At 63.0% G+C, this 21,532-nt stretch carries 21 protein-coding genes and 2 riboswitches; of the genes, 9 read left to right on the top strand and 12 right to left on the bottom strand.

Annotated features, from left to right (window positions below):
- Positions 1-77: 77 nt before the first annotated feature.
- Positions 78-569, top strand: a complete 492-nt coding sequence (locus PKE98_RS26970; RefSeq protein ID WP_373877792.1) for a DUF3301 domain-containing protein — start codon at positions 78-80, stop codon at positions 567-569.
- Between the two features lie 78 nt (positions 570-647).
- Here PKE98_RS26970 and PKE98_RS01430 read toward each other — a convergent pair whose 3' ends face one another.
- Positions 648-1,529 carry an alpha/beta fold hydrolase gene (locus PKE98_RS01430; protein ID WP_271193434.1) on the bottom strand — a complete coding sequence of 294 codons (882 nt, stop codon included), beginning with the start codon at positions 1,527-1,529 and terminating at the stop codon, positions 648-650.
- Between the two features lie 279 nt (positions 1,530-1,808).
- On the opposite strand from PKE98_RS01430, the gene PKE98_RS01435 reads away from it, so the two are divergent.
- Positions 1,809-2,093, top strand: coding sequence for a type II toxin-antitoxin system Phd/YefM family antitoxin (locus PKE98_RS01435; RefSeq protein ID WP_271193935.1), 285 nt, complete (start codon positions 1,809-1,811; stop codon positions 2,091-2,093).
- Positions 2,059-2,367, top strand: coding sequence for a Txe/YoeB family addiction module toxin (locus PKE98_RS01440; RefSeq protein WP_271193435.1), 309 nt, complete (start codon positions 2,059-2,061; stop codon positions 2,365-2,367). The genes PKE98_RS01435 and PKE98_RS01440 overlap by 35 nt, the downstream gene beginning before the upstream one ends.
- Positions 2,368-2,391: 24 nt before the next feature.
- Here the strand turns inward: PKE98_RS01440 and PKE98_RS01445 are convergent, their stop codons facing one another.
- Positions 2,392-3,354, bottom strand: coding sequence for a CobW family GTP-binding protein (locus PKE98_RS01445; protein WP_271193436.1), 963 nt, complete (start codon positions 3,352-3,354; stop codon positions 2,392-2,394).
- Positions 3,355-3,459: 105 nt separating this feature from the next.
- On the opposite strand from PKE98_RS01445, the gene PKE98_RS01450 reads away from it, so the two are divergent.
- Positions 3,460-3,813 carry an NADH:ubiquinone oxidoreductase gene (locus tag PKE98_RS01450; RefSeq protein WP_271193437.1) on the top strand — a complete coding sequence of 118 codons (354 nt, stop codon included), beginning with the start codon at positions 3,460-3,462 and terminating at the stop codon, positions 3,811-3,813.
- Between the two features lie 7 nt (positions 3,814-3,820).
- On the opposite strand, the gene zigA is transcribed toward PKE98_RS01450, so the two are convergent.
- Complete coding sequence (zigA, locus tag PKE98_RS01455) at positions 3,821-5,026, bottom strand: zinc metallochaperone GTPase ZigA (protein WP_271193438.1); 1,206 nt, start codon at positions 5,024-5,026, stop codon at positions 3,821-3,823.
- 197 nt (positions 5,027-5,223) lie between these two features.
- A complete protein-coding gene (locus PKE98_RS01460) occupies positions 5,224-5,745 on the bottom strand; it encodes a DUF3617 domain-containing protein (RefSeq protein WP_271193439.1) in 522 nt (173 codons plus the stop codon).
- 123 nt (positions 5,746-5,868) lie between these two features.
- Here PKE98_RS01460 and cls point away from each other — a divergent pair, with 123 nt between their 5' ends.
- Positions 5,869-7,308, top strand: a complete 1,440-nt coding sequence (cls, locus tag PKE98_RS01465) for a cardiolipin synthase (RefSeq protein ID WP_271193440.1) — start codon at positions 5,869-5,871, stop codon at positions 7,306-7,308.
- A gap of 50 nt (positions 7,309-7,358) precedes the next feature.
- Here cls and PKE98_RS01470 read toward each other — a convergent pair whose 3' ends face one another.
- From PKE98_RS01470 to PKE98_RS01490, 5 genes are all read right to left on the bottom strand, one after another.
- On the bottom strand, positions 7,359-7,856 hold the full coding sequence (locus PKE98_RS01470) for a GNAT family N-acetyltransferase (protein ID WP_271193441.1): 498 nt from the start codon (positions 7,854-7,856) through the stop codon (positions 7,359-7,361).
- Between the two features lie 105 nt (positions 7,857-7,961).
- Complete coding sequence (gene cobM / locus PKE98_RS01475) at positions 7,962-8,717, bottom strand: precorrin-4 C(11)-methyltransferase (RefSeq protein ID WP_271193442.1); 756 nt, start codon at positions 8,715-8,717, stop codon at positions 7,962-7,964.
- A complete protein-coding gene (locus PKE98_RS01480) occupies positions 8,714-9,127 on the bottom strand; it encodes a cobalamin biosynthesis protein (RefSeq protein WP_271193443.1) in 414 nt (137 codons plus the stop codon). Before PKE98_RS01480 ends, cobM begins: the two co-directional genes overlap by 4 nt.
- 79 nt (positions 9,128-9,206) lie before the next feature.
- A complete protein-coding gene (locus PKE98_RS01485) occupies positions 9,207-9,923 on the bottom strand; it encodes a CbtA family protein (protein WP_271193444.1) in 717 nt (238 codons plus the stop codon).
- 10 nt (positions 9,924-9,933) lie between these two features.
- Positions 9,934-10,119 (bottom strand): CbtB domain-containing protein, encoded by a 186-nt coding sequence (locus PKE98_RS01490; protein ID WP_271193445.1) that lies wholly within the window; start codon positions 10,117-10,119, stop codon positions 9,934-9,936.
- A 110-nt stretch (positions 10,120-10,229) separates the two neighbouring features.
- A riboswitch (cobalamin riboswitch) is annotated at positions 10,230-10,394 on the bottom strand.
- 59 nt (positions 10,395-10,453) lie between these two features.
- A riboswitch (cobalamin riboswitch) is annotated at positions 10,454-10,651 on the top strand.
- Between the two features lie 113 nt (positions 10,652-10,764).
- Here PKE98_RS01490 and cobW point away from each other — a divergent pair.
- From cobW to PKE98_RS01510, 4 genes are all read left to right on the top strand, one after another.
- On the top strand, positions 10,765-11,817 hold the full coding sequence (gene cobW, locus PKE98_RS01495; RefSeq protein ID WP_309298737.1) for a cobalamin biosynthesis protein CobW: 1,053 nt from the start codon (positions 10,765-10,767) through the stop codon (positions 11,815-11,817).
- A gap of 141 nt (positions 11,818-11,958) precedes the next feature.
- Positions 11,959-15,702 (top strand): cobaltochelatase subunit CobN, encoded by a 3,744-nt coding sequence (cobN, locus tag PKE98_RS01500; protein ID WP_271193446.1) that lies wholly within the window; start codon positions 11,959-11,961, stop codon positions 15,700-15,702.
- Positions 15,703-15,765: 63 nt separating this feature from the next.
- Positions 15,766-16,764 carry a magnesium chelatase ATPase subunit I gene (locus PKE98_RS01505; RefSeq protein ID WP_373877793.1) on the top strand — a complete coding sequence of 333 codons (999 nt, stop codon included), beginning with the start codon at positions 15,766-15,768 and terminating at the stop codon, positions 16,762-16,764.
- Positions 16,689-17,432 carry a vWA domain-containing protein gene (locus PKE98_RS01510; RefSeq protein ID WP_271193447.1) on the top strand — a complete coding sequence of 248 codons (744 nt, stop codon included), beginning with the start codon at positions 16,689-16,691 and terminating at the stop codon, positions 17,430-17,432. The genes PKE98_RS01505 and PKE98_RS01510 overlap by 76 nt, the downstream gene beginning before the upstream one ends.
- Before the next feature lie 630 nt (positions 17,433-18,062).
- On the opposite strand, the gene PKE98_RS01515 is transcribed toward PKE98_RS01510, so the two are convergent.
- From PKE98_RS01515 to PKE98_RS01525, 3 genes are all read right to left on the bottom strand, one after another.
- Positions 18,063-19,016 carry a sensor domain-containing diguanylate cyclase gene (locus PKE98_RS01515; RefSeq protein WP_271193448.1) on the bottom strand — a complete coding sequence of 318 codons (954 nt, stop codon included), beginning with the start codon at positions 19,014-19,016 and terminating at the stop codon, positions 18,063-18,065.
- A 9-nt stretch (positions 19,017-19,025) separates the two neighbouring features.
- Positions 19,026-20,027: a response regulator gene (locus PKE98_RS01520; RefSeq protein WP_271193449.1), complete on the bottom strand. Its 1,002-nt coding sequence runs from the start codon at positions 20,025-20,027 to the stop codon at positions 19,026-19,028.
- A gap of 157 nt (positions 20,028-20,184) precedes the next feature.
- Positions 20,185-21,465, bottom strand: a complete 1,281-nt coding sequence (locus PKE98_RS01525; protein ID WP_271193450.1) for a nucleotide disphospho-sugar-binding domain-containing protein — start codon at positions 21,463-21,465, stop codon at positions 20,185-20,187.
- Positions 21,466-21,532: the final 67 nt, after the last annotated feature.

Below are 21,532 nucleotides of genomic sequence, written 5' to 3' on the forward strand. Positions count from 1 at the left end.
CTGACGGTCACACGTCAGGCTGGAGTTGCCCCGTGAGACGCGAGTAAGCTTGGCGTTCACGTTGGAGCGCTCCCACCATGTTTACCCTGGGCAATATGTTCGTGCTGATGTTGCTGGCTGCCGGTGCCGCCTGGCTCTGGCACGCCCACGGCTTGCGCGAGCGCGCCTTGGAACGGGTAAAACAACACTGCCAGCGCATGGAAGTGATTCTGCTGGACGACAACGTGGCCCTGCGCAAAGTGGCGCTACTACCCGATGCCAAAGGCCGTCGGCGCCTGGCGCGGGTGTACGGGTTCGAATTCACCGTCACCAGCGAACAACGCCATGCCGGCACCATCACCATGTTTGGCCCGCACGTGGGCACCATCGAACTGGCGCCCCATCCCTTCGTCGAAAAACCCGGTCAGCTCAGCGAGCAGCCCATCGTGGTCGGCGACAGCGTGGTGATGGACCCGCACGCCAGCGCTTCGGTGATTGATGTGGTGCCGGAGCGCGTCAACGTTCAGCCCTCCGCCAACAACGTGGTGCAGCTCAGCGACTGGCGTCGCAAGCACGACAAGCTGCACTGATAGTGGCCGGCCTTAGACCCTGCTAGCCCCCGGCCCCTCTCCCGCAAGCGGGCGAGGGGTGAAAAGCCGTTGAGTTTGTTACGGCAGCAAAAAACCGCGCACGCGCTCGGCGCTGTCTTCGGGCGTCTGCTGCATAAAGCAGTGCCCGCCGGCGACCACTTGGGCGCGCACATGGCTGTTCAACGCCGTCACCCGCGCCACTGCTTTGGCCACAAACGGGTAGCTGTGCTGGCCGTGGAGAATGTCGGTGGGGGTGACGATCTTGTTAAGCGAACTCCACAACCGCCGCGGATACGAACTGAATATTTCCGCCTCGCGGCTGGGCCGGCATTTCAACTCGACGCCATCTTCCACGTCTTTCAGCGCGTGCTCCACATAGGCCCACAACGCCGCATCGTCCCAGCCCTTGAAGGTGCCACGGCCATGCAGGCCGGCATAGGCCGCCGCGCGATCCGGCCAGTGCTTGCGCCGCGCTGCTGACTTGCGCGCCATGGTATGCCGGCGGTGCAAGCCCAGCACCTCAGACACGGCCATTACGCCGATCAATGCCGGCGGGAAAAGCACCGGGTCCAGCAGCACAGCGCGCTGAAATAAGTCCGGATGCTTGGCCAGAATCAGGCTTGTGAGCACGCCACCGAAACTGTGGCCCAGGGCAAACCGCGGCACCTCGCCAAACGGCGCACGCCCAGCCTCGAACGCCTCCACCGCCAATTCGGCGCTGCGGTTCCAGCCATGGAAACGGCCGCCATGATCGCTGTCGCCATGGCCCTGGATATCGCACAGCCACAGGTCGAAATCCGCCGCCAGGTGCTTGAGCATCGGCTCATACGCACGCCCGCAAAAGCCATTGCCATGGAGGAAATGCAGCAGCGGTTTGCCACTGGGTTCGCTGTGCCAACCCCGCAGCGTGAAGTGAGCCGAGCTGACGTGGGACCAGGGGTGGAGGGTGAAGGGAGTCATAGTGGCGAGCTTTTGGGAAAACGAGCGGGGGAGTTTAACGCTGCCTGTCTGCCGGCTAAAAGCTTCGCTGCGCAAGCGGCGATAGAGAAGGACGCAACCTTGCAGGCTTACTTTAGTTGTACAGAACATGGTACAAATAACGACTGTTCGGGAAGCCGACAGCAAGGGCCACACACCAAAGATGCTATCGGCCCACAAAACTTAACCACCCATCAAGCGGTGCTTGTGGGTTCTGAAAGAAACCTCACCTTGGGCGGTGCCCGGGAAGGATTTGAAGAAATGCACGTACTGACTTTTAGCCAGGCCCGCGCCGATCTAAAGCAGACAATGGATGATGTTTGCCGGGACCATGAGCCCGCAGTTATCACGCGTCAGCGTGGCGAACCCGTCGTGATGATCTCTCTAGAGGATTACAACGGCATGCGCGAAACCATGTACCTGCTGGGATCGACTGCAAACGCCAAACGCCTTCGCTCCTCCATTGATCAGCTCCGGGCCGGTAAAACCGTTACCAAGGAACTGATTGTTGATGAACACGAAGTCCAAGCAACGCAACAAGACTGAAGCCAGAAGCGGTGTAAGCGTCGCGTTTACTTCCGAGGGCTGGGAAGACTATTGCCACTGGAAGGACCAGGACGTGGACATCTTTCGCAGCATCAACGCATTGATCGGCGAGTGTCTGCGTACCCCCTTCAAGGGGATCGGCAAACCAGAGCCATTGAAGGGCGACTTATCCGGTTTCTGGTCGCGCCGGATCACTCGCGAACATCGACTGATCTATTTCTATGAAGGTGGGACGCTCACCATCCTCCAATGTCGTTTTCACTACGACAAATAACCTTCGGACGTTTTGAACAGCCCCCTACGACAAACACCTCGCGAACTCCGTGCCCAACCCCTGCTCATCCTGCGGCTCGCTAAAGATGAGCTCCAGCCGCGAGTCCTTGCGCCATTCAATGCTCTGCCAATGCAGCGCCTCGCCATTCAGGGCATTGGCCGATAGCCAGCCGGCGTTGGTGTGCAGCACCAGCTTGGCGCGGCGCCAGGGCAAGGTGGCTAGCCACATTTGCACGCGCATCAGCTCAAACTGTTGGCTGGGGTGCCAGCGCCAACCGATGCTCCAGCCCTCGGCCTGGCCGCCGCTCTGGCAGATGGGTTGGCGGGGGTCGAGCCAGACGCTGGCCAGGTTGGCAGCGCTAGTGGGCACTTCAAGCGTGCCAGCCTCGGCGCTGGCCTGCGTAGCCACGCCGGGCAACTCGGCAACGGGCAGCGCGCCCTGGCTGGTCCAGAACAGCGGCCGGGCCGGCAGGTGCTGGGCGAGGCTGTCGCGCGTTGGCCCGTCAAGATTTTCCGCTTTGTTCAGCACCAGCAAACCGGCACCGGCCAGTGCGGCCTGCTGGGTAGCAGGTAGCGGTTGGCCATTTGCCAATGCCTCGGCATCCAGCACCAGCACACTCGGTTGCACTGCCAACACACCTTCCCACGGCGGCTCGCGCAGTTGCTGCAACAGCTCGGCCGGATGACCCAGCCCGGAGGGTTCGATAAACAGGCGATGGGGCTTGGCTTTGCGCAGCAAGCGCGCCAGGCCAATCTGAAACGGCGCGCCGTTGACGCAGCACAGGCAGCCGCCAGCGACTTCGCTCAGGGCAATGCCGTCATCGGCGGTGGTCAGCAAGGCCGCGTCCAGGCCGATCTGGCCGAACTCATTGATCAGCACGGCCCAACGTTCATCAGCCGGGCGCTGGGCCAGCAGGTGGCGGATCAGGCTGGTCTTGCCGGCGCCCAGGGGGCCGGCAATCAGGTGCGTGGGTATATTGCTGAGCATGCGCGGCGGTTCTCGGTGTGTTGGCCGGTGAGACTATACCGGCCCAAGCGGGCAGCCGGGCATGCTAGAGTCGCCGGCAAATTTTTCCGGCGCCGGAGCCCAACTATGCGCGTACTGCTGTTGCCCTTGCTGCTTCTGATGTCCGGCCAGGTGTTGGCCGAGGCGTGTGTGGTGCACACCCAGGCCGAGCGCCTGGATGTGAAAGTGTGCCAGCAAAACCGCAGTATCCCGCCCAACCTGTTCCACTCCGGCTTCTGCCAGCCCACGTTGAAGGGGCAAAAGGTCTCCGTCGAATTCGTGGACCAGTGCCCCACCGGCTCCTTCGGCGTGTGCCGCTCGGCCCACGTAGGCGGCATGCCGTATCAGCAGGATATCCACTACTACGGCGTCGCCAGCGATGCGGCCTTTCTGAAACCGGCTTGCGAGAAACAAAGCCGCGGCGTGTGGATGGATCGCTAATTCCGCTTCAAGCGGCCTCGTGCCAGGGGCCGAAGGGGTCGGCGTAATGCGCCCAGCCTTCACTGCCCGAGGCCATTTCCGTATCGCTCAGCAGGCAGCTGTTCAGCTCGGCGCTGAGCTGAACGAAGTCGATGTTCTGCCCGATAAACACCAGCTCCTGCCGGCAATCGCCCACCTCCGCGCTCCAGTGGCGCATTACGGTGGCCACGCCTTCGTCGTCCTGCGGCCAGTGGTCTTTGGGTACATGCCGCCACCAGCGGCCGGCGAAGCCATAACGCATCAAACCGCCGGCCTGCGACCAGCTACCGGCATCTTGGTGTTTGCTCGCCAACCAGAAAAAACCCTTGGAACGCAGCAAGCGCCCGTTGCTCCACTCGCGGTTGATAAAGTCGTAAAAGCGCTGCGGATGAAACGGTCGCCGTGCTCGGTAAGCGAATGAGGCGATACCGTACTCCTCGCTTTCGGGCAGATGCTCACCGCGCAACTCCTTGAGCCAGCCCGGCGCCTGGGCGGCGCGCTCGAAGTCAAAGCGGCCGGTGTCGAGGATTTTGCCCAGCGCCACCTGGCCCATCACCATCGGCAGAATTTCCGCGTGAGTGTTCAGGCTGCCAAGAATGCTCATGAGCTCGGCGCGCTCTTCGCGGGAGATGAGGTCGATCTTGCTGACCAGAATTACATCAGCGAACTCCACCTGCTCGATCAACAGATCGGTGATGGAGCGCTCGTCGTCCTCACCCAATACCTGACCGCGACTGGAGAGGCTTTCGGCTTCTTGGTAGTCGCGCAAAAAATTAAGGCCATCGACCACCGTCACCATGGTGTCCAGGCGTGCCACGTCGTTCAGGCTCAGGCCGTCTTCGCCGCGAAAGGTAAAGGTTTCGGCCACTGGCAACGGCTCGGCAATGCCGGTGGACTCGATCAGCAGGTAGTCAAAACGGCCATCACGGGCCAGGCGGTTGACCTCTTCCAGCAGGTCTTCGCGCAGGGTGCAGCAGATGCAGCCGTTGCTCATTTCCACCAGTTTTTCTTCGGCTCGGTTCAGGCTGACATCGCGCTGCACCTCGCTGCCGTCGATGTTGATTTCACTCATGTCGTTGACGATCACGGCCACCCGCAGGTTGTCGCGATTTTTCAGGATGTGGTTGAGCAAGGTGCTTTTGCCGGCACCGAGAAAGCCGGACAGGACAGTGACGGGTAAACGCGGATCGTGCATGGAAAAGTCCTCATCCGGCTGCTGGAGCGCAGCGCTGGGGCGTCAATTGGATTGTTATACTATAACAATTAAGCCGAACTTTTCCGCAAGCGTTCATGTTTATGCGCCCACAAAAAACCCCTGCGCCATCGCTGTAAGCCAGCAGGGCCAGGGGTTCCACATGGAACTAGCGATTTAATAGCGCTGTGCAATCAGCCTCAACGTTGACCCGTTGGCAAGCCTCCACAGTCTGCCGCCAGCCAGCGCCCCTGCGATTCCGAGCGCCCTTGCTGGTTCTGCCCGCCCATCAAAAACGTGCCGTTGATAGTGGTGGCGAACTCGCGCGAACTGAGAAAGGTGGTCTGCCCCTGGCCTTTGCCCTGCGGGCAGCTCACGTTGAACTTCATCATTTGCGGGGTGCGCTGGGTGATCTGCTGGCTGCAACCGGCTTGCGTGGTCTGGGTGGGAAAACTGTCGGTTTGCGCTTGCTGCGGGGTGATGCACATCCGCACGCCGTTGCCCGACATTGCGACGCCCTGCTTGGCCATCGCCTGCTCGGCCATTTTGCGTTGCTCCGGCGGCAGGCTGCCCATCAGCAGTTGCAGATCAGGCAGTTGCTGGCCGTTGACCTGCAGGGCGGTTGATTTGATTTCCCACAGCCCCGGTTCCAACTGCTGGGCCTGGGCAAGGGCGGGCAAACAGAGCGCGGCGGCGGTGGCGAAAACAACGTGCAGTTTCATAAAGCAGGGTCCTTCTGGCAGGGAGTAGGCAGCGCGAACAGTGATGTAGACGCTAACCGAGGGTGACAGTTGCAGCCACACACGGCACATTGCGTATCAGCACATTGCCCAAGCGACCCTGGCATGGACCTGATCATTCCACCGCTCTTCGGCTATCTGATAGCCCTGACTCATATTCTGGGCGTGTGCGCCGCGCTGCACGCCATCCTCACCGTACGCACCGCCCAGGGCTCGATTGCCTGGGCGTTGTCGCTGTTGTTTATCCCGTACCTCACGCTGATTCCCTATCTGGTATTCGGTCGCAGCACCTTCGACGCCTATATTCGCGCCAGGCGCCACGCCGACCGGGAAATGCGCACCGCCATGGGCAATCTCAACTGGCGCCCCTGGGCCGAGGAAGCCCTCGCCGCGCAGGATACCGACGCCTACCGCACCCTGCGCGCGCTGCCCTCGCTCGGCCATATGCCGTGCCTGGCCAACAACCAGGTGCGCCTGCTGATCAACGGCCACGCCACGTTCGAGGCGATATTCGCCGCCATCGCCAAGGCGCGGCAGGTGGTGTTGGTGCAGTTTTTTATCATCCACGACGATGAACTCGGCCGCCGCCTGCACGCCCTGCTGCTGGAGCGCGCCGCCGCCGGCATCTCGGTGTACCTGCTCTACGACAGCATCGGCAGCCATGCCCTGCCCAAGCGTTACGCACAAACCCTGCGCAACGGCGGCGTGGACGTGCGCGCCTTCAGCACCCACCGCGGCATCCTCAATCGCTTTCAACTGAATTTCCGCAACCACCGCAAAATTGTGGTGGTCGACGGCGAGTTCGGGTTTGTCGGCGGGCTAAATGTCGGCGACGAATACATGGGCCTGAAAGCGCCCCTGGCGCCGTGGCGTGACACCCACCTGGAACTGCGCGGCCCGGCGGTGGCCTGCCTGCAGGAGTCGTTCGCCGAAGACTGGTTCTGGGCCACCCGCCAACTGCCGCCGCTGATGCTGCCGGAGGCTTATGGCGCCGAAGGCAAGCTCTGCCAGGTGCTGACTACCGGGCCGGCCGATGCCCAGGAAACCTGCTCGCTGTTTTTTGTCGAAGCCATCAATTGCGCCCGCGAGCGCCTGTGGATAACCAGCCCGTATTTTATTCCGGATGAATCGGTGTCTGCGGCGCTGCGCCTGGCCGTGCTGCGTGGCGTTGATGTGCGAATCTTGCTGCCATCTCGCCCGGACCACCGCACCGTGTACGCCGCCTCCAGCCTGTATGCCTTTGCTGCGCTGCATACCGGGGTGCGGGTGTTTCGTTATCAGCCGGGTTTTCTGCACCAGAAGGTGGTGCTGATTGACCAGAAAATCGCCGCCATCGGCAGCGCCAATCTGGACAACCGCTCGTTCCGATTGAACTTCGAGATCATGCTGATCACTGCCGACGAAGACTTCGCCCTGGATGTGCAGCATATGCTGGAAAACGACTTTTCCCAGTCTATGGAACTGGCCGCCGGCGATGACCAGAACATCCACCGTTTGCGGCAGTTGGGCATGCGCATTGCCCGCCTTATCTCACCGATTTTATAAGAACACGGCGGATATCCGTTTCTCGGATATTCGCCCTACGGCACCAGCAGCTACTCCGTTTCTTCCTTGTAAATGTGCAGTCCCCGCGCTTGGTAATTGCCCAGCGCACTCGGGTGATCCAGCGTGCAGGTATGCACCCACACCCGCTTGGTGCCTGGCCAGGCCCACGCCGATTGCAACGCATGGGTGAGCATCGGGCCGCCAAAGCCTTTGCCGAAAAACGCTTCTACCAAGCCGAAATACAGAATCTCCACATCGCCGTTATCGCTTTGCTGCAGCTCGTAATAACCGGCAATGGCGCCCTGCTCGTAAGCCACAAAGGTGCGATGGTTGTCGCGCTCCAGCAGGTCGCGCCATTGCTGGTCAGTCCACACCAGCTTGTCGGTCCACTCCCACGGCCCGCCCACCAGTTGGTACAGAAAACGGTTCAGCGGGAACTGCTTGATGACGCATTCGACAATGCTCAGCGCAGCCGGCAGCGGCTTGCCACGAACGGCGTCGCTGCTGTGCATTTCCAGGTAGTACGTGATGTTTTCAACGGCTGCCATAACCGGCCCCTGAGTGGAATTCGGCGCCGAGGTTAATCCACCGACGCCTTCGAGGGCACAACCAGCTGACGGTTTTTTTATCCGTACAGATCTACGCCCCAAGCGCTACTCGCTAGCGGGGCGATACAGGTGCGCATGGCCGGCGCGGTACAGGTTGGAGTCGGCAAACGCATCCGCCGTCAGCACCCTGCCGACCACAATCAATGCCGTGCGCTGAAAACCCTTGGCCGCCACGCCCGCTTCGATATCGGCCAGCGTTCCAACTACCCAATCCTGATCCGGCCAACTGGCGCGATGCACCACCGCAATCGGGCAATCGGCGCCGTAGTGCGGCAGCAGTTCTTCAACAATCTTGGCCAAATGCTGCACGCCAAGGTGAATGGCCATGGTGGTGCCATGGCGCGCCAGGTCGGCAAGCTCCTCGCCGGGCGGCATTTTCGAGCGGCTGCCGTAGCGGGTGAGGATCACGCTCTGGGCGATGCCCGGCAGCGTCAGCTCGCTTTCCAGCAACGCCGCGCAGGCTGCCGTGGCGGTTACGCCGGGGATGATTTCAAAGGGGATATTCAGGCGGCGCAACTGGCGGATCTGCTCGCCAATGGCGCCGTACAACGAGGGGTCGCCGGAGTGCACGCGGGCCACGTCCTGGCCGTTGGCGTGGGCCGTCTCGATCAGGGCGATGATCTCGTCCAGATGCAGCTCGGCGGTATTGACCAGCGTCTCGGCGCGATGCCCGTCCAGCACCGCTTCCGGCACCAGGGAGCCGGCGTACAGCAGCACCGGGCAGCAGCGGATCAGGCGTTGGCCTTTGACTGTGATCAGCTCCGGGTCGCCAGGGCCGGCGCCGATAAAATAGACCGTCATGCCTGTTCCTCCGCCCCTGCCACGGCCACGGTGGCCTGAGCACTGCTGTGTTTGCCGATGCGCACGTTGGCCCGGCGCCCGGTTATGGCTTCGACCTGCGCCAAGGCACAGGCTTCGGCGACGCTGGCGGTACCGGTTGTACGCAACGCGAGCTCGGACGTCTGGCCAATACGATCACCCACCGCCTGCAACCGCTCCGGCGCCCACCAGTTCAGCGGCAGGTTCAACTGTGCCGCCAGCGCCAGCAACCCCGGTTCGCCTCGTTTGTGCTCAACACTCGCCAGGCCGCCGAGGTCCGCCAGACACAAGCCGTGGGCCGCCAGCGTCTGGTCCAGCAACTGACGCAACTCAGCCTCGCTGCACCCCGCGCGACAACCAATTCCAGCGATATAAGGCGGCACGATGGGCACAAGAAAAACGCCTGCAAGAATCAAGAAAAAACCCGCTGAGGGCGTGCCCACCAGCGGGTTTGTGCGCAGCAGCGGCGAATTAAACCGCGTTGCTGCCGGCGAAGCGACGGTACAGCCAGGCGCTCAAAAGACCCAGCGCCGACCAGAACAGCGCGTTGGTGATGAGCGAAGCCCAGATAAACTGGTGCTCCAGTGCTTCGGGGGCCAGGCTCGAATGCACCTCAGGCTGCGGCGCGCCGATCACATGCGGAATAACCAGCAGCACGGCACCGACAATCTTCACCGCCCAGTGATGGGCAAACACCATCAGCGCCAGGCCAACGGCCGTGCCGGTCGCGGTGCCGATCCACCAATACTGACGCAGCTGCAAATCGGCAGCGGCGGTACCCGGCAATTCCGGCGGCAGGCCTAACGAGGGCGCCAGACAAAAGGTGGCGAAACCGGCCAGGCCCCAGAACAGGCCATCACGGGTACGGCCCGGTGCCCGCAAGGTGTACAGGCCGGCCAGCATCAGGGCAAAACCCACGGCGACCACCAGGTTGCCGCCGGTGGTGGACAGCACGCGTTGCCAGCCATCTTCTGGAGACCAGGCTTCGCTGCTGTGCTCATGCTCGTGGGCAGGGGCGCCCGCCGCATGGCTGTGCTCGGCGACCACGTGCTCGGTGGCAGGCTCGGCGCTCTCGAAGGTCTCGCCCTTGAGAATCAGCGGTGCCACCCAGAAGCTTTGCAGCAAGGTCAGAAACAGGGCGCCCGCCAGGCCGGCGAAGCCTGCGGTCTGCGCAATACGCTTGATCATTGCGAACCCCTTAGTGGCACGGAAACGCGGCACTGTGACGGGTATCGTGGGCCGCGTTGTGCACCGCCTCGATATGCGAAAAACCGGCGAAATACACCAGCAAGGCGCCCAGCAAGCCGGCGCCAATCGCCAGAACCAGGCGTTGGGATAGCGAGGCGCTGGCCTCGGCAGAATGTGTAAGGGTGCTACTGGACATGACCGTTCCCTCTGAACTGGAAATGAAAACGTAGCAGAAGGGAACGCACGAGGAGCCAAATGCGAGCGCATTCAGACTTCCGGCTTGCGCCCGCCCACCGCGGGTTTTGCCTCTTGGTATGAATTCAGGCCGGTCTCCGGGCTCGCGTGGTTGAACACGCCTACCGTTGCGGGGGCAGCGTCGGACTAGCTCCCCCTGACTGACAAGAGTGCGCACCGACTTCCCGTTTCACCTTGCGCACGACGACGCAAGACACCTGAAACAGCGCGCAAGGACACCATTTTCAGGGGCAAAGGTCAACGTTGCCGAATTTGACCCACACCCCTTCCCTGCGTAGCCTTGCTCGCTTCGAGGTTCTCCACGCCGTTGGCTGTGGAGCTAAGAGGGAACGCGGTTTAGCCGCGGCTGCCCCCGCAACTGTGAACAACCTGCTTTCTTCCAATGCCACTGCACCTGCGGGAAGGCGAAGAAAGCGGCCCGGGCAACGGGCCAGGTTGAAAGCCAGGAGACCTGCCTCGCAAAGCATTCACGACAACCGGGCGGGGTGATCCGGTAGCGAACGCCTGCTGCGAGCGGCCTGCTCGTTGCCGTCCTCGCCGCACCCCGCCGATCCGATTTCGCTCGCATCACACAGGGCTGCAACCGATGAAAAGCTTGGCCAAACTTCCCGTCACCATCGTTACCGGCTTTCTCGGCGCCGGTAAAACCACCCTGCTGCGCCATATGCTCGACAACGCCGAAGGCCGCCGCATTGCGGTGATCGTCAACGAGTTCGGCGAGCTGGGCATCGACGGCGAAATCCTCAAGCAATGCGCCATCGGCTGCACCGAAGAAGAAGCCAACGGCCGCGTGTATGAGCTGGCCAACGGCTGCCTGTGCTGCACCGTGCAGGAAGAGTTCTTCCCCGTTATGCGCGAGCTGGTGGCGCGCCGTGGCGACCTCGACCAGATCCTCATCGAAACCTCGGGCCTGGCCCTGCCTAAGCCGCTGGTGCAGGCCTTCAACTGGCCGGAAATCCGCAACGCCTGCACCGTGGACGCCGTCATTACCGTGGTCGACAGCCCGGCCGTGGCCGCCGGCACCTTCGCCGCGTTCCCCGACCAGGTGGATGCCCAGCGCCGCGAAGACCCCAACCTGGACCACGAATCGCCGCTGCACGAGCTGTTCGCCGACCAGCTGGCCAGCGCAGACCTGGTGATTCTCAACAAGGCCGACCTGCTCAGCCCCGAAGCCCTGGCCGCCGTGCGTGCCGAAGTGGCCGAAGAACTGCCGCCAGCGGTAAAAGTGATCGAAGCGCGCAGCGGCGTGCTGCCGCTTTCGGTGCTGCTGGGCCTGAACTCGGAAACCGAGCTGCATATCGACAGCCGCAAAACCCACCACGACCTGGAAGACCACGAAGAGCACGACCACGACGAATTCGACTCCTTCTCGGTCGAGCTGCCGGAAGTGGAAGAAGCGCCGTTGCTGGCCGCCCTCAATGGCCTGGTGGAGCGCCATGGCGTGCTGCGCATCAAGGGCTTTGCCGCCATCCCCAACAAGCCGATGCGCCTGTTGATTCAGGGCGTGGGCAAGCGCTTCGACAAACACTTCGACCGCGCCTGGCGCAGCGATGAAGTGCGCGCCAGTCATTTGGTGATTATTGGGCAGGAGCTGGATCAGGCGGTGATTAGCAACGAACTGCGTACGGCGTTGCTGTGAGCGCACACGATGCGCGTTGGCCCCCTCTCCCGCGTGCGGGAGAGGGTTGGGGTGAGGGCCGCTTTTTTGCGTTAGCCCAAGCCCTCACCCTCGGTCCCTCTCCCGCACGCGGGAGAGGGATGCACAGCGGCTGACTCTGTTTTGCACCTCCTACGCACCCAACCCGGCGGCTTCGTCCCCGCCGATGGCATCGCCCATCTGGCGCAAACCCCGGCCGATGTGGTGATTCTGTGCACCGGCGATTCGCACCTGTCGCTTCTGGCCGCCGCCGCCCAGAACCTGCCCGCGCATTACCCCAGCCTGCGCCTGGCCAGCCCCGCGCAATTGCAGAACCACGCCTCGGTCGACCTGTACGTCGAGGAGGTGCTGCAACACGCCAAGGTGATTCTGGTGTCGGTGCATGGCGGCCTGAGCTATTGGCGCTACGGCATCGAACGTCTGGTGGAGCTGGCCGAACGCGGTGCACAGCTGATTCTGGTACCCGGCGACGACAGCCCGGACCCCGAGCTCACAGCGCTCGGCACCGTCAGCGCCGAGCAGGCCGACCGCCTGTGGCAGTACCTGCGCCAGGGCGGCGTGGATAACGCCCGGCAGCTGTTCCATTACCTGGCCAGCACCTGGCTCGGCGGCGCGTACGCCTGGGTCGAACCCAAGGCGCTGCCGCGCGTGGGCGTGTATCACCCCACGGTGGTCAACGCCGGCTTGGCGGATTGGCAAGCCAGCTGGCAACCCGGGCAACCTGTCGTGGGCCTGCTGTTCTACCGCACCCATGTGCAGTCGGCGAATACCGCGTTTATCCACAGCTTTTGCGAACGGCTCTGCGCCCAGGGCCTGAACCCGCTGCCCATCGCCGTCGCCAGTCTGAAAGAAGCGGCGTGCCTGGCCGTGGTCGAAGACCTGCTCGATCAAAACGCGGCCAGCCTGATCATCAACACCACCGGCTTTGCCCAATCCAACCCCGAGCAACCGAACCTGCGCCCATTCAGCCGCGACGTGCCGGTGCTGCAAGCCATCTGCGCCCTGGATAACCAGCCGCTGTGGCAGGCCAACCCGCAGGGCCTGGGCTCGCGCGACCTGGCCATGCATATCGCCCTGCCGGAGCTGGACGGGCGCATCATCACCCGCCCCATCAGCTTCAAGGGCCTGGCCTGGCGCAGTGAGCGCAGCCAAAGCGATGTGGTGTGCTACGAAGCGGACCTGGAGCGCATGGACTTTGTCGCCGAACTGGCGCGCCGCTGGGTCGAGCTCGCACACCGCGATAACGCCGACAAACGTATCGCCCTGGTGTTGGCCAACTACCCCACACGCGACGGTCGCATCGGCAACGGCGTGGGGCTGGATACGCCCGCCGCTGCGCTGAATATCCTGCGCGCCCTGCAAGCCGAGGGTTATCCCGTGGAAGGCTTGCCGGCATCCGGCACGGCGTTGATTCACGAACTGCTCGGCGGCGTCACCAACGACCTCGACACCCTCGACCTGCGTCCCTGCGCGCAAAGCCTGGCACTGGAGGATTACCATCGCCTGTTCGCCCGCCTGCCAGAGGCCAACCAGCAGGCCGTGCGCGAGCGCTGGGGCGAGCCCGAGCAAGACCCGATGTTTCGCTCAGGCCGCATGATGATCGCCGGCCTGCGCTACGGCCTGACCTTTGTCGGTATTCAGCCAGCACGGGGCTATCAGCTGGACGCCAGCGCCGTGTACCACGACCCCGACCTGGTGCCACCCCACGGCTACCTGGCGTTCTACTTCTGGCTACGCGACACCTTCGCCATGAACGCCGTGGTGCATGTGGGCAAACACGGCAACCTGGAATGGCTGCCGGGCAAGAGCGTCGGGCTGTCTGCCACCTGCTGGCCGGACGCGATCCTCGGCGCCACGCCCAACGTCTACCCCTTTATCGTCAACGACCCCGGCGAAGGCGCACAGGCCAAACGGCGTACCCAGGCGGTGATCATCGACCACCTGATGCCGCCGCTCACCCGCGCCGAAAGCTACGGCCCGCTGCGCGATATCGAGCGCCTGGCCGACGAGTATTACGACGCCTCCTTGCTGGACGAACGCCGGGCCTTGGAGCTGCGCGGCGAAATTCTTGCCCTGGTGCGCGCCACCCAGCTGGACCGCGAGCTGCAACTGCAGATCAACGACGACCCCAACTCCTGGCTGCCGCAGCTGGATGCCTACCTGTGCGATTTGAAGGAATCGCAGATTCGCGATGGCCTGCACGTATTCGGCGAATCGCCGGCCGGGCGTTTGCGTCTGGATACCCTGCTGGCGTTGCTGCGTATTCCAAGGGGTGATGGCAAAGGTCGCAACGCCAGCCTGTTGCAGGCGCTGAGCAAGGATCTGGCGCTAGGTTTCAACCCGCTCAATTGCGAGATGGCGGCTGTTTGGCAAGGTCCCCAACCGGCCGTGCTGGCCGCCGTCAGCGCCGACAGCTGGCGCAGCCATGGCGACACCCGCGAGCGGCTGGAGCTGTATGCCGTGCAGTTGATCGAAGCCACCCTGAATGGCGCGCAGCCTGAGTGTGGCGATCACACCAGCGCCGTACTGGATGCACTGCGTGACCAGGTTGCACCGACACTCGACGCCTGCGGCCCGGCCGAAATGCACGGCCTGCTCGCCGCCCTGCGCGGCGCCTTTGTGCCAGCCGGCCCGAGTGGCGCGCCGAGCCGCGGGCGCCTGGATGTGCTGCCCACCGGGCGCAATTTCTACTCCGTGGATGTGCGCAACCTGCCCACGCCCACGGCCTGGCGCATCGGCTTTCAATCAGCGAGCCTGCTGCTGGAACGCCACCTGCAAGACCACGGCGACCACCTGCGCCAACTCGGCCTGTCGGTGTGGGGCACCGCCACCATGCGCACCGGCGGCGACGATATGGCCCAGGCCATGGCGCTGATGGGCGTGCGCCCGGTGTGGCAGGCCGGCAGCCAGCGGGTGGAAGACTTCGAGATTCTGCCGCTGTCGTTGCTCGACCGCCCGCGAGTGGATGTAACGCTGCGCGTGTCGGGCTTTTTCCGCGATGCCTTCAGCAACCTGATCCGCCTGTTCGATGCCGCCGTGCAGGCGGTGGCCGAGCTCGACGAGCCGGATGCCATGAACCCCCTGGCTGCCCGCGTGCGCCAAGATCGTCAACGCCTGGAACAACAAGGCATGGCCACCGAGCAGGCGCGCCGCGAAGCCGGCTGGCGAATTTTTGGCAGCAAGCCCGGGGCCTATGGCGCCGGCATTCAGAACGCCATCGAAGAACGCCTGTGGCAAACCCGCGCGGACCTCGCCGAGGTCTACTTGAACTGGGGCAGTTACGCCTACGGCGCCGGTGATGCCGGCACCCCGGCCCGCGAGCAATTTGTGCAGAAGCTCGAACGTCTGCAGGCCGTGCTGCACAACCAGGACAACCGCGAAAACGACATTCTCGACTCCAACGATTACTACCAATTTCAGGGCGGCATGCTGGCGGCGGTCGAAACCCTGCGCGGCGCGCCGGTGGCCAGCTACCACGGCGACCACAGCCAGGCCGACAACCCGCGTATCCGCACCCTCAAAGAAGAACTCAACCGGGTGGTGCGAGCCCGTGCGGCCAACCCGAAATGGATCGAAGGCATGAAACGCCACGGCTACAAAGGCGCCTTCGAACTGGCCGCCACCGTGGATTATCTGTGCGCCTTCGACGCCACCAGCGAGCTGATCGACGACCATCAATATGCGTTGCTCACCGACGCTTATTTGCTCGACACAGACACCCGCGACTTTATCCAGCAACACAACCCCGGCGCCCTGCGCGATATCACCGAGCGGTTGCTCGAAGCACAGCAGCGCGGGTTGTGGCAGGAGCCCGGGGAGTACCGAGAGGCCCTGGAAAACCTGTTGATCGACACCGAAGAATCTTGAAGCGACCGTCCCCTGTAGGCGTTCGCCTTTACACTTCAGCCAACCTGCCATTGAGCTATTGCCATGACCCTTCAATTTCCCCTCGCCGCCGTTGTCGCCGCCGACTCGCTAAAGCTGGCGCTGTGCCTGGCCGCCATCGACCCGGCCATTGGCGGGGTATTGATCGAAGGCCCGCGCGGCATGGCCAAATCCACCCTGGCCCGGGGTGTGGCGCAGCTGTTGCCTGGCGGGCATTTCGTCACCCTGCCGCTGGGTGCCAGCGAGGAACGTATTGTCGGCACCCTCGATCTGGACGCCGCCCTGGGCGAAAGCCGTGCGCAGTTTTCCCCAGGCCTGTTGGCCAAGGCCGACGGCGGCGTGTTGTATGTGGATGAAGTGAATCTGCTGCCCGACCACCTGGTGGACCTGCTGCTGGATGTGGCGGCCAGCGGCATCAACCATGTCGAGCGCGACGGCATCTCTCATCAGCACAGCGCACGTTTTGTGTTGATCGGCACCATGAACCCGGAAGAAGGCCAACTGCGTCCGCAGCTGCTGGATCGCTTTGGCCTCAAGGTGATTCTCGACGCCCAGCCGCAGCCAACCGAGCGCGCGGAAATCGTCCGTCGGCGCCTGGCTTTTGATGCCGACCCCGCTGCCTTTGTGCAGCAGTGGGCGGCCCCGCAACAGGCCCTGCGTGAACGCTGCCTGGCGGCCCGCGAGCTGCTCACGCAGATTGCGCTGGACGATGTCAGCGTCAACGCCATTGCCGAGCGCTGCTATGCCGCCGGCGTGGATGGTTTGCGCGCCGACCTGGTGTGGCTGCGCGCGGCCCGTGCCCATGCGGCGTGGCGCGGTGACGGACAGATCACCGGCGCAGATATCGACGCGGTCGAGACCTTTGCCCTGGAGCACCGCCGGCGCCACACCCCACCGACCGCTACCCAGCCGCCGCAATCGGCACCGCAGTCGCCCGCCCGTTCGAGCGCGGCAACCGGTGAAGGCCAATGGGGCGAACTGCCGGCCCAGGCCATGCCTACCGGCGCTGCCCGCGAGTTGCCGCGCTGGCCAAAAAAGCCCTGAGCATCCGCCCGCGACAGGTCACTGGCGCGGATGCCCAACCCAGACCCGGCGCCCTCATCGGCGGCCGCCAAGGCGCTAGCCGCAGCGGGCAGAGTGGCGCTATAGACTGGCTCGCCACCCTCTTGCGCGGCCGGCCGAAACGGGCCAGCGAGTTGCTGCGCAAGCCCCGCAGCCATCGGCCCAGTGAATTATGGGTGCTGGTGGTAGACGCCTCAGCCTCCACCTGCCGCCATGGCGCCCTGAGCCAGGCCAAAGGCCTGCTCGGCACGGTGCTGCAACAGGCCTATCAACAGCGCGCCCGAGTGGCGGTGCTGCAGGCCACCGGCATGCAGGCGCAGTGGCCGTTCCAAGGGCAGAAAAGCTCGGCGGCAATGCTGGCGTGGGTAAACGAATTAGGCGCCGGCGGCGGTACGCCATTGATTGAGGGGTTGGTGCAGACCGGCGAATGGCTGGTGCAGCGCCAGCGGAGCAAACCGGGGGAGCAGCAGCGCGTGTTGGTGATTACCGATGGGCGTTTGCGTGAGTGGTCGCCAGTGGCGCCGCTGAGCTGCCCGGCGGTGTTGGTGGATATCGAAAGCGGGCCGATTCGGTTGGGACGCGCGCAGGTGTTGGCAGAGCAACTGGGCGCTGAATACCGCCATATCGAAGAGTTGCGGTCGACCCCATAACGTCCTGCAAACTTCCGTCATTCCCGCGCAGGCGGGAATCCAGAATGTTGAAAGGTGCGGGATTTTGATACGACGCAAGATTCTGGGTCCCCGCCTTCGCGGGGACGACGGGTGTATTTCCCGGAGCTGAATACCGCCATATCGAAGAGTTGCGCTCGACCCCATAACATCCTGCAAACTTCCGTCATTCCCGCGCAGGCGGGAATCCAGAATGTTGAAAGGTGCGGGATTTTGATACGACGCAAGATTCTGGGTCCCCGCCTTCGCGGGGACGACGGGTGTATTTCCCGGAGCTGAATACCGCCATATCGAAGAGTTGTGGTCGACCCCATAACGTCCTGCAAACTTCCGTCATTCCCGCGCAGGCGGGAATCCAGAATGTTGAAAGGTGCGGGATTTAGATACGGCGCAAGATTCTGGGTCCCAGCCTTCGCGGGGACGACGGGTGTATTTCCCGGAGCTGAATACCGCCATATCGAAGAGTTGCGGTCGACCCCATAACGTCCTGCAAACTTCCGTCATTCCCGCGCAGGCGGGAATCCAGAATTTTGAAAGGTGCGGGATTTTGATACGACGCAAGATTCTGGGTCCCAGCCTGCGCTGGGACGACGGTGGAGGTTTCGAGGGCTTTTACTCGTACACCGTCACCCGATTACGTCCATCTTCTTTCGACGCATACAACGCCTCATCCGCCCAGCGAATCCACTCTTCATGGTGGTCGCAGGAGACCGACAAATCCGCCACCCCAAGGCTGATGGTCATGCGCAACACTTCGCCGGCATGCTCGATCTTCAACGCCGCCACATGCTGGCGCAGCCGCTCGGCAAACACCCGGCCGCCTTCCTTGCTGGTGTCGGGCAGCAGAATCACGAACTCTTCGCCGCCGTAACGGCCGGCCACGTCCACATCGCGAATCAGCTCGCGAATGGAGTCGGCCACCCGCTGAATCGCCTTGTCGCCGGCCTGGTGGCCGTAGGTATCGTTGATACGCTTGAAGTGGTCGATGTCGAGCATGATCAGCGTCGCCGTGCTGTCGTAGCGACGATGGCGGGCGTGTTCTTTCTGCAGGCTTTCTTCCCAATGGCCACGGTTGTACAGGCCGGTCAGGCGGTCGGTGCTGGAAAGCTTTTGCAGCTCGGCGTTGGCCGAAAGCAGTTGCCGACGGTTGTTGGCCACGTCGGTCACGTCGTAGATCACCAGGCAGATATGGCCGATCTTGCTGTTCGCCGAGCGCAGCGGGAACAGCGTGGTGTTCTGGTACATAAAGTCTTCACGGCCAGTGATCGGCTGGTAGTTCTTGAAGCGCAACAGGTACGGGCGCTGTTCCCACACGGTAAAGGCCGGCGTGCCGAGGGCGGCCACGCCTTCGACCTTCTTGCGAAACCACTTGCTGTCCACTTCCGGGAACAGTTCGAAGAACGAATTGCCGTGGGCTGTGCCTGGCTGAATGCCGGAGCGGTTTTCCATAAAGGTATTCCACACCAGTACGCGATAGTCCTCGTCGAACACCACAACGCCCACGTCGATGCTCTGCACAATCGCGAGCAGCCAGTGGAATTCGTTGAGGTCGATCGGCTCTTTCATCGTGGCCGCCTAGTTCATCAGGTACGCGAGTTTTTTGTTCAGCAGTTGCACTGAGTCTTCACTGAACAGCATCAGCAGGTCGAAGTGAATATCGTGGCCTTCCAGGCTGTAGCTGATCTCCACCGCCAGGGTTTTCTGGTTGCGCCGGCTGTTTACCGAGATCAGCTCGTCAATGGCCAGGTGCTCGCCCAGAATCTGCGGGTGACTCTGAGAGAACACCACGTCGATCTGCTCGGCAATGCCCGACAGGCAGGCGCCGATCAACAGCGTCGACAGGTCCAGAAGCATTTCCAGGTCGCCGCCGTCGTTGCCGTCACGGTGCAGCAGGGTGGCCATGTCGGCGATTTCCGAGTCATGGAAAATCAGCAGCGCTTCACCGGCAATGCCGCTGCCGATATAGCCCTGGCAGATGGCGGTCAGGCGCTCATCACCGCGCTGCACGTCGGCCAGGGCCATGTGCAGTTCGCCCACTTCCAGCAGGTTGACGTTGGGCACCGGCAGTTGCACAAACACATCCAGCACCCGCGCCAGCATCGCGCCGGCACGGCCGATGGCGACGTTGACGGTTTCCTGCAGGGCATCGCGAAAACTGCTGGGGCCATCGATTTGCGGGGCGTTGGCGGCCACATCCTGCTGCGGCACGGCCAGCAGGCCGTGTTTGTGCAGGGTGGCGCGAAATTCCGAGGGGTCGAAGGGCTTGCGCAAAAACGCCAGGGCGCCGAGTTCCAGCACGCGGCGCACCGCTTCTTCCTGCACGTCGGCCGAAATCACGATGATGTGCGATTGCAGGCCTTCCTCACGCACCGCGTTGAGCACCTGGTAGCCATCCATCACCGGCATGGTCAGGTCGAGCAGCACCACCTTGCCCAGGCCATTACGAATGGCCTCAAGCCCGGCCTTGCCGTTGTCCACTTCGGTGACCGACACCGCCCATTCAGGCGGCAGCGCACGCAGCAGCTGCTTGCGCACCATGCTTGAGTCGTCACACACCAACAGCGGAATTGAAGGCATTGCGGAATTCTCTACGCGCTCGTACTACGCCGAAATCGGCCAACCGAGAACAAGGTGCCGATAATGGCTCAATGATGGCAATTGCGTCCACGGCAAAATGATGGCAAGTAACGCGCCACATCGGCCTTTGCAGAGAATTTGTGACGCAGAACCCTGGCTACTCGGTCAGGGCGAGGATCGCTTGCGCGGCGTTAACACTGCCAGGGTTGCTTTGCATGGTGGCACTGATGCCCTGCAAACGGGCAGCCAGGGCCTCGTCCGCCAGCAGTTGGCGCAGTGCCTCAGGCAGAGCTGCGAGCGGTTCGGCGTAGCGTGGCAGATAGGCGCCAACGCCCACTTCTTCTGCCCGACGAGCGTTGTCGTGGCCGTCCCAGCAATAGGGAATAACCACCGATGGCAGGCCGAAATACAGGGCTTCACAAAAACTGTTATTGCCGCCGTGGTGCACGAACAGCCTGCATTCGCGCAGCACCGCAGGCTGCGGGAACCAGCTGTCGAGGTAGACGTTGTCCGGCACGCTGTCGTACATCTCGCGGTAGGCGCCGACGTTGATCAGAAAGCGATACGGCAAACCGGCCACGGTGGCGATCAGGCGCTTCATCATCTGCACGTCGGCGGCGCCCAGGCTGCCGAAACTCACGTAGATCAGCGGCGCTTCGTTGTGGGCCGGAAATTCAGGTACCACGTAAGGCGCTTCGGAGCGCACGCAGCCGTCGAGGTACACGTAGCGCTCGGGTGCCAACGGCTGCTTACGGTTGTAGCGGACCGGCGTTGGCGACAGCAGCAGGTTCAGGTGGGGCGAATCTTCAAGAAATTGCCCGGGCGGGTGCAGCGGGTGCTGGCAGCTTTCCAGAAAGCGCGAAAACCGCGCATGGGCCGGCGCCACGGCGGCGTTATAGCGGCTGACGAACGCCTCACGCGCAGCGGCATCACTCGCGGCACACCCGGAGAGATAGGGCGGCACCGCCGCATCGGGCAATTCGGTTTCAGCGCACGACACCATGCGCACCCACGGGCAACCGGCGTTGCTGATGGCCGGAAAGGTCACCACGTTGTCGAGCACGATCACATCCGGGCGCAAGCGGGCCAGCAACTGCTGCAAGGGTTTTTCCGCCTCGATGGCGGTATCGATGATCGCTTCCCAGGCCGGCGCCACGTAGCTGTCGATCTGCTCAAGTGGCGTCTGATCGAAGTACGGGATGTTTTTTTCGATAAAGGTTTCCCAATAGTGCTGGTGCTCGGCGGCCGACAGCTTGGTCTGGGCTGGAATCGGAAATTCGGCAAAACCGTACTCGGCGAAAATCCCCTGGAAATGCCCATGGCAAATAAACACAGGCTTGGCACCAAGGCCCTTGAGCACCTGGGCGATGCCGATGCAATTGAGCGCCGCACCAAAGCTGGCTTCAGGGAAAAAGGCGATTAGCGGTTCTTTGGGCATGCACGGAAATCCAGCAGGAACATCAACATTCGCGTAAACCCACCGTCGCCCCAGCACAGGCTGGGGC

Origin of the sequence: Pseudomonas turukhanskensis (genome assembly GCF_027922365.1) — a bacterium.
Classification (GTDB): Bacteria; Pseudomonadota; Gammaproteobacteria; order Pseudomonadales; family Pseudomonadaceae; genus Aquipseudomonas; species Aquipseudomonas turukhanskensis.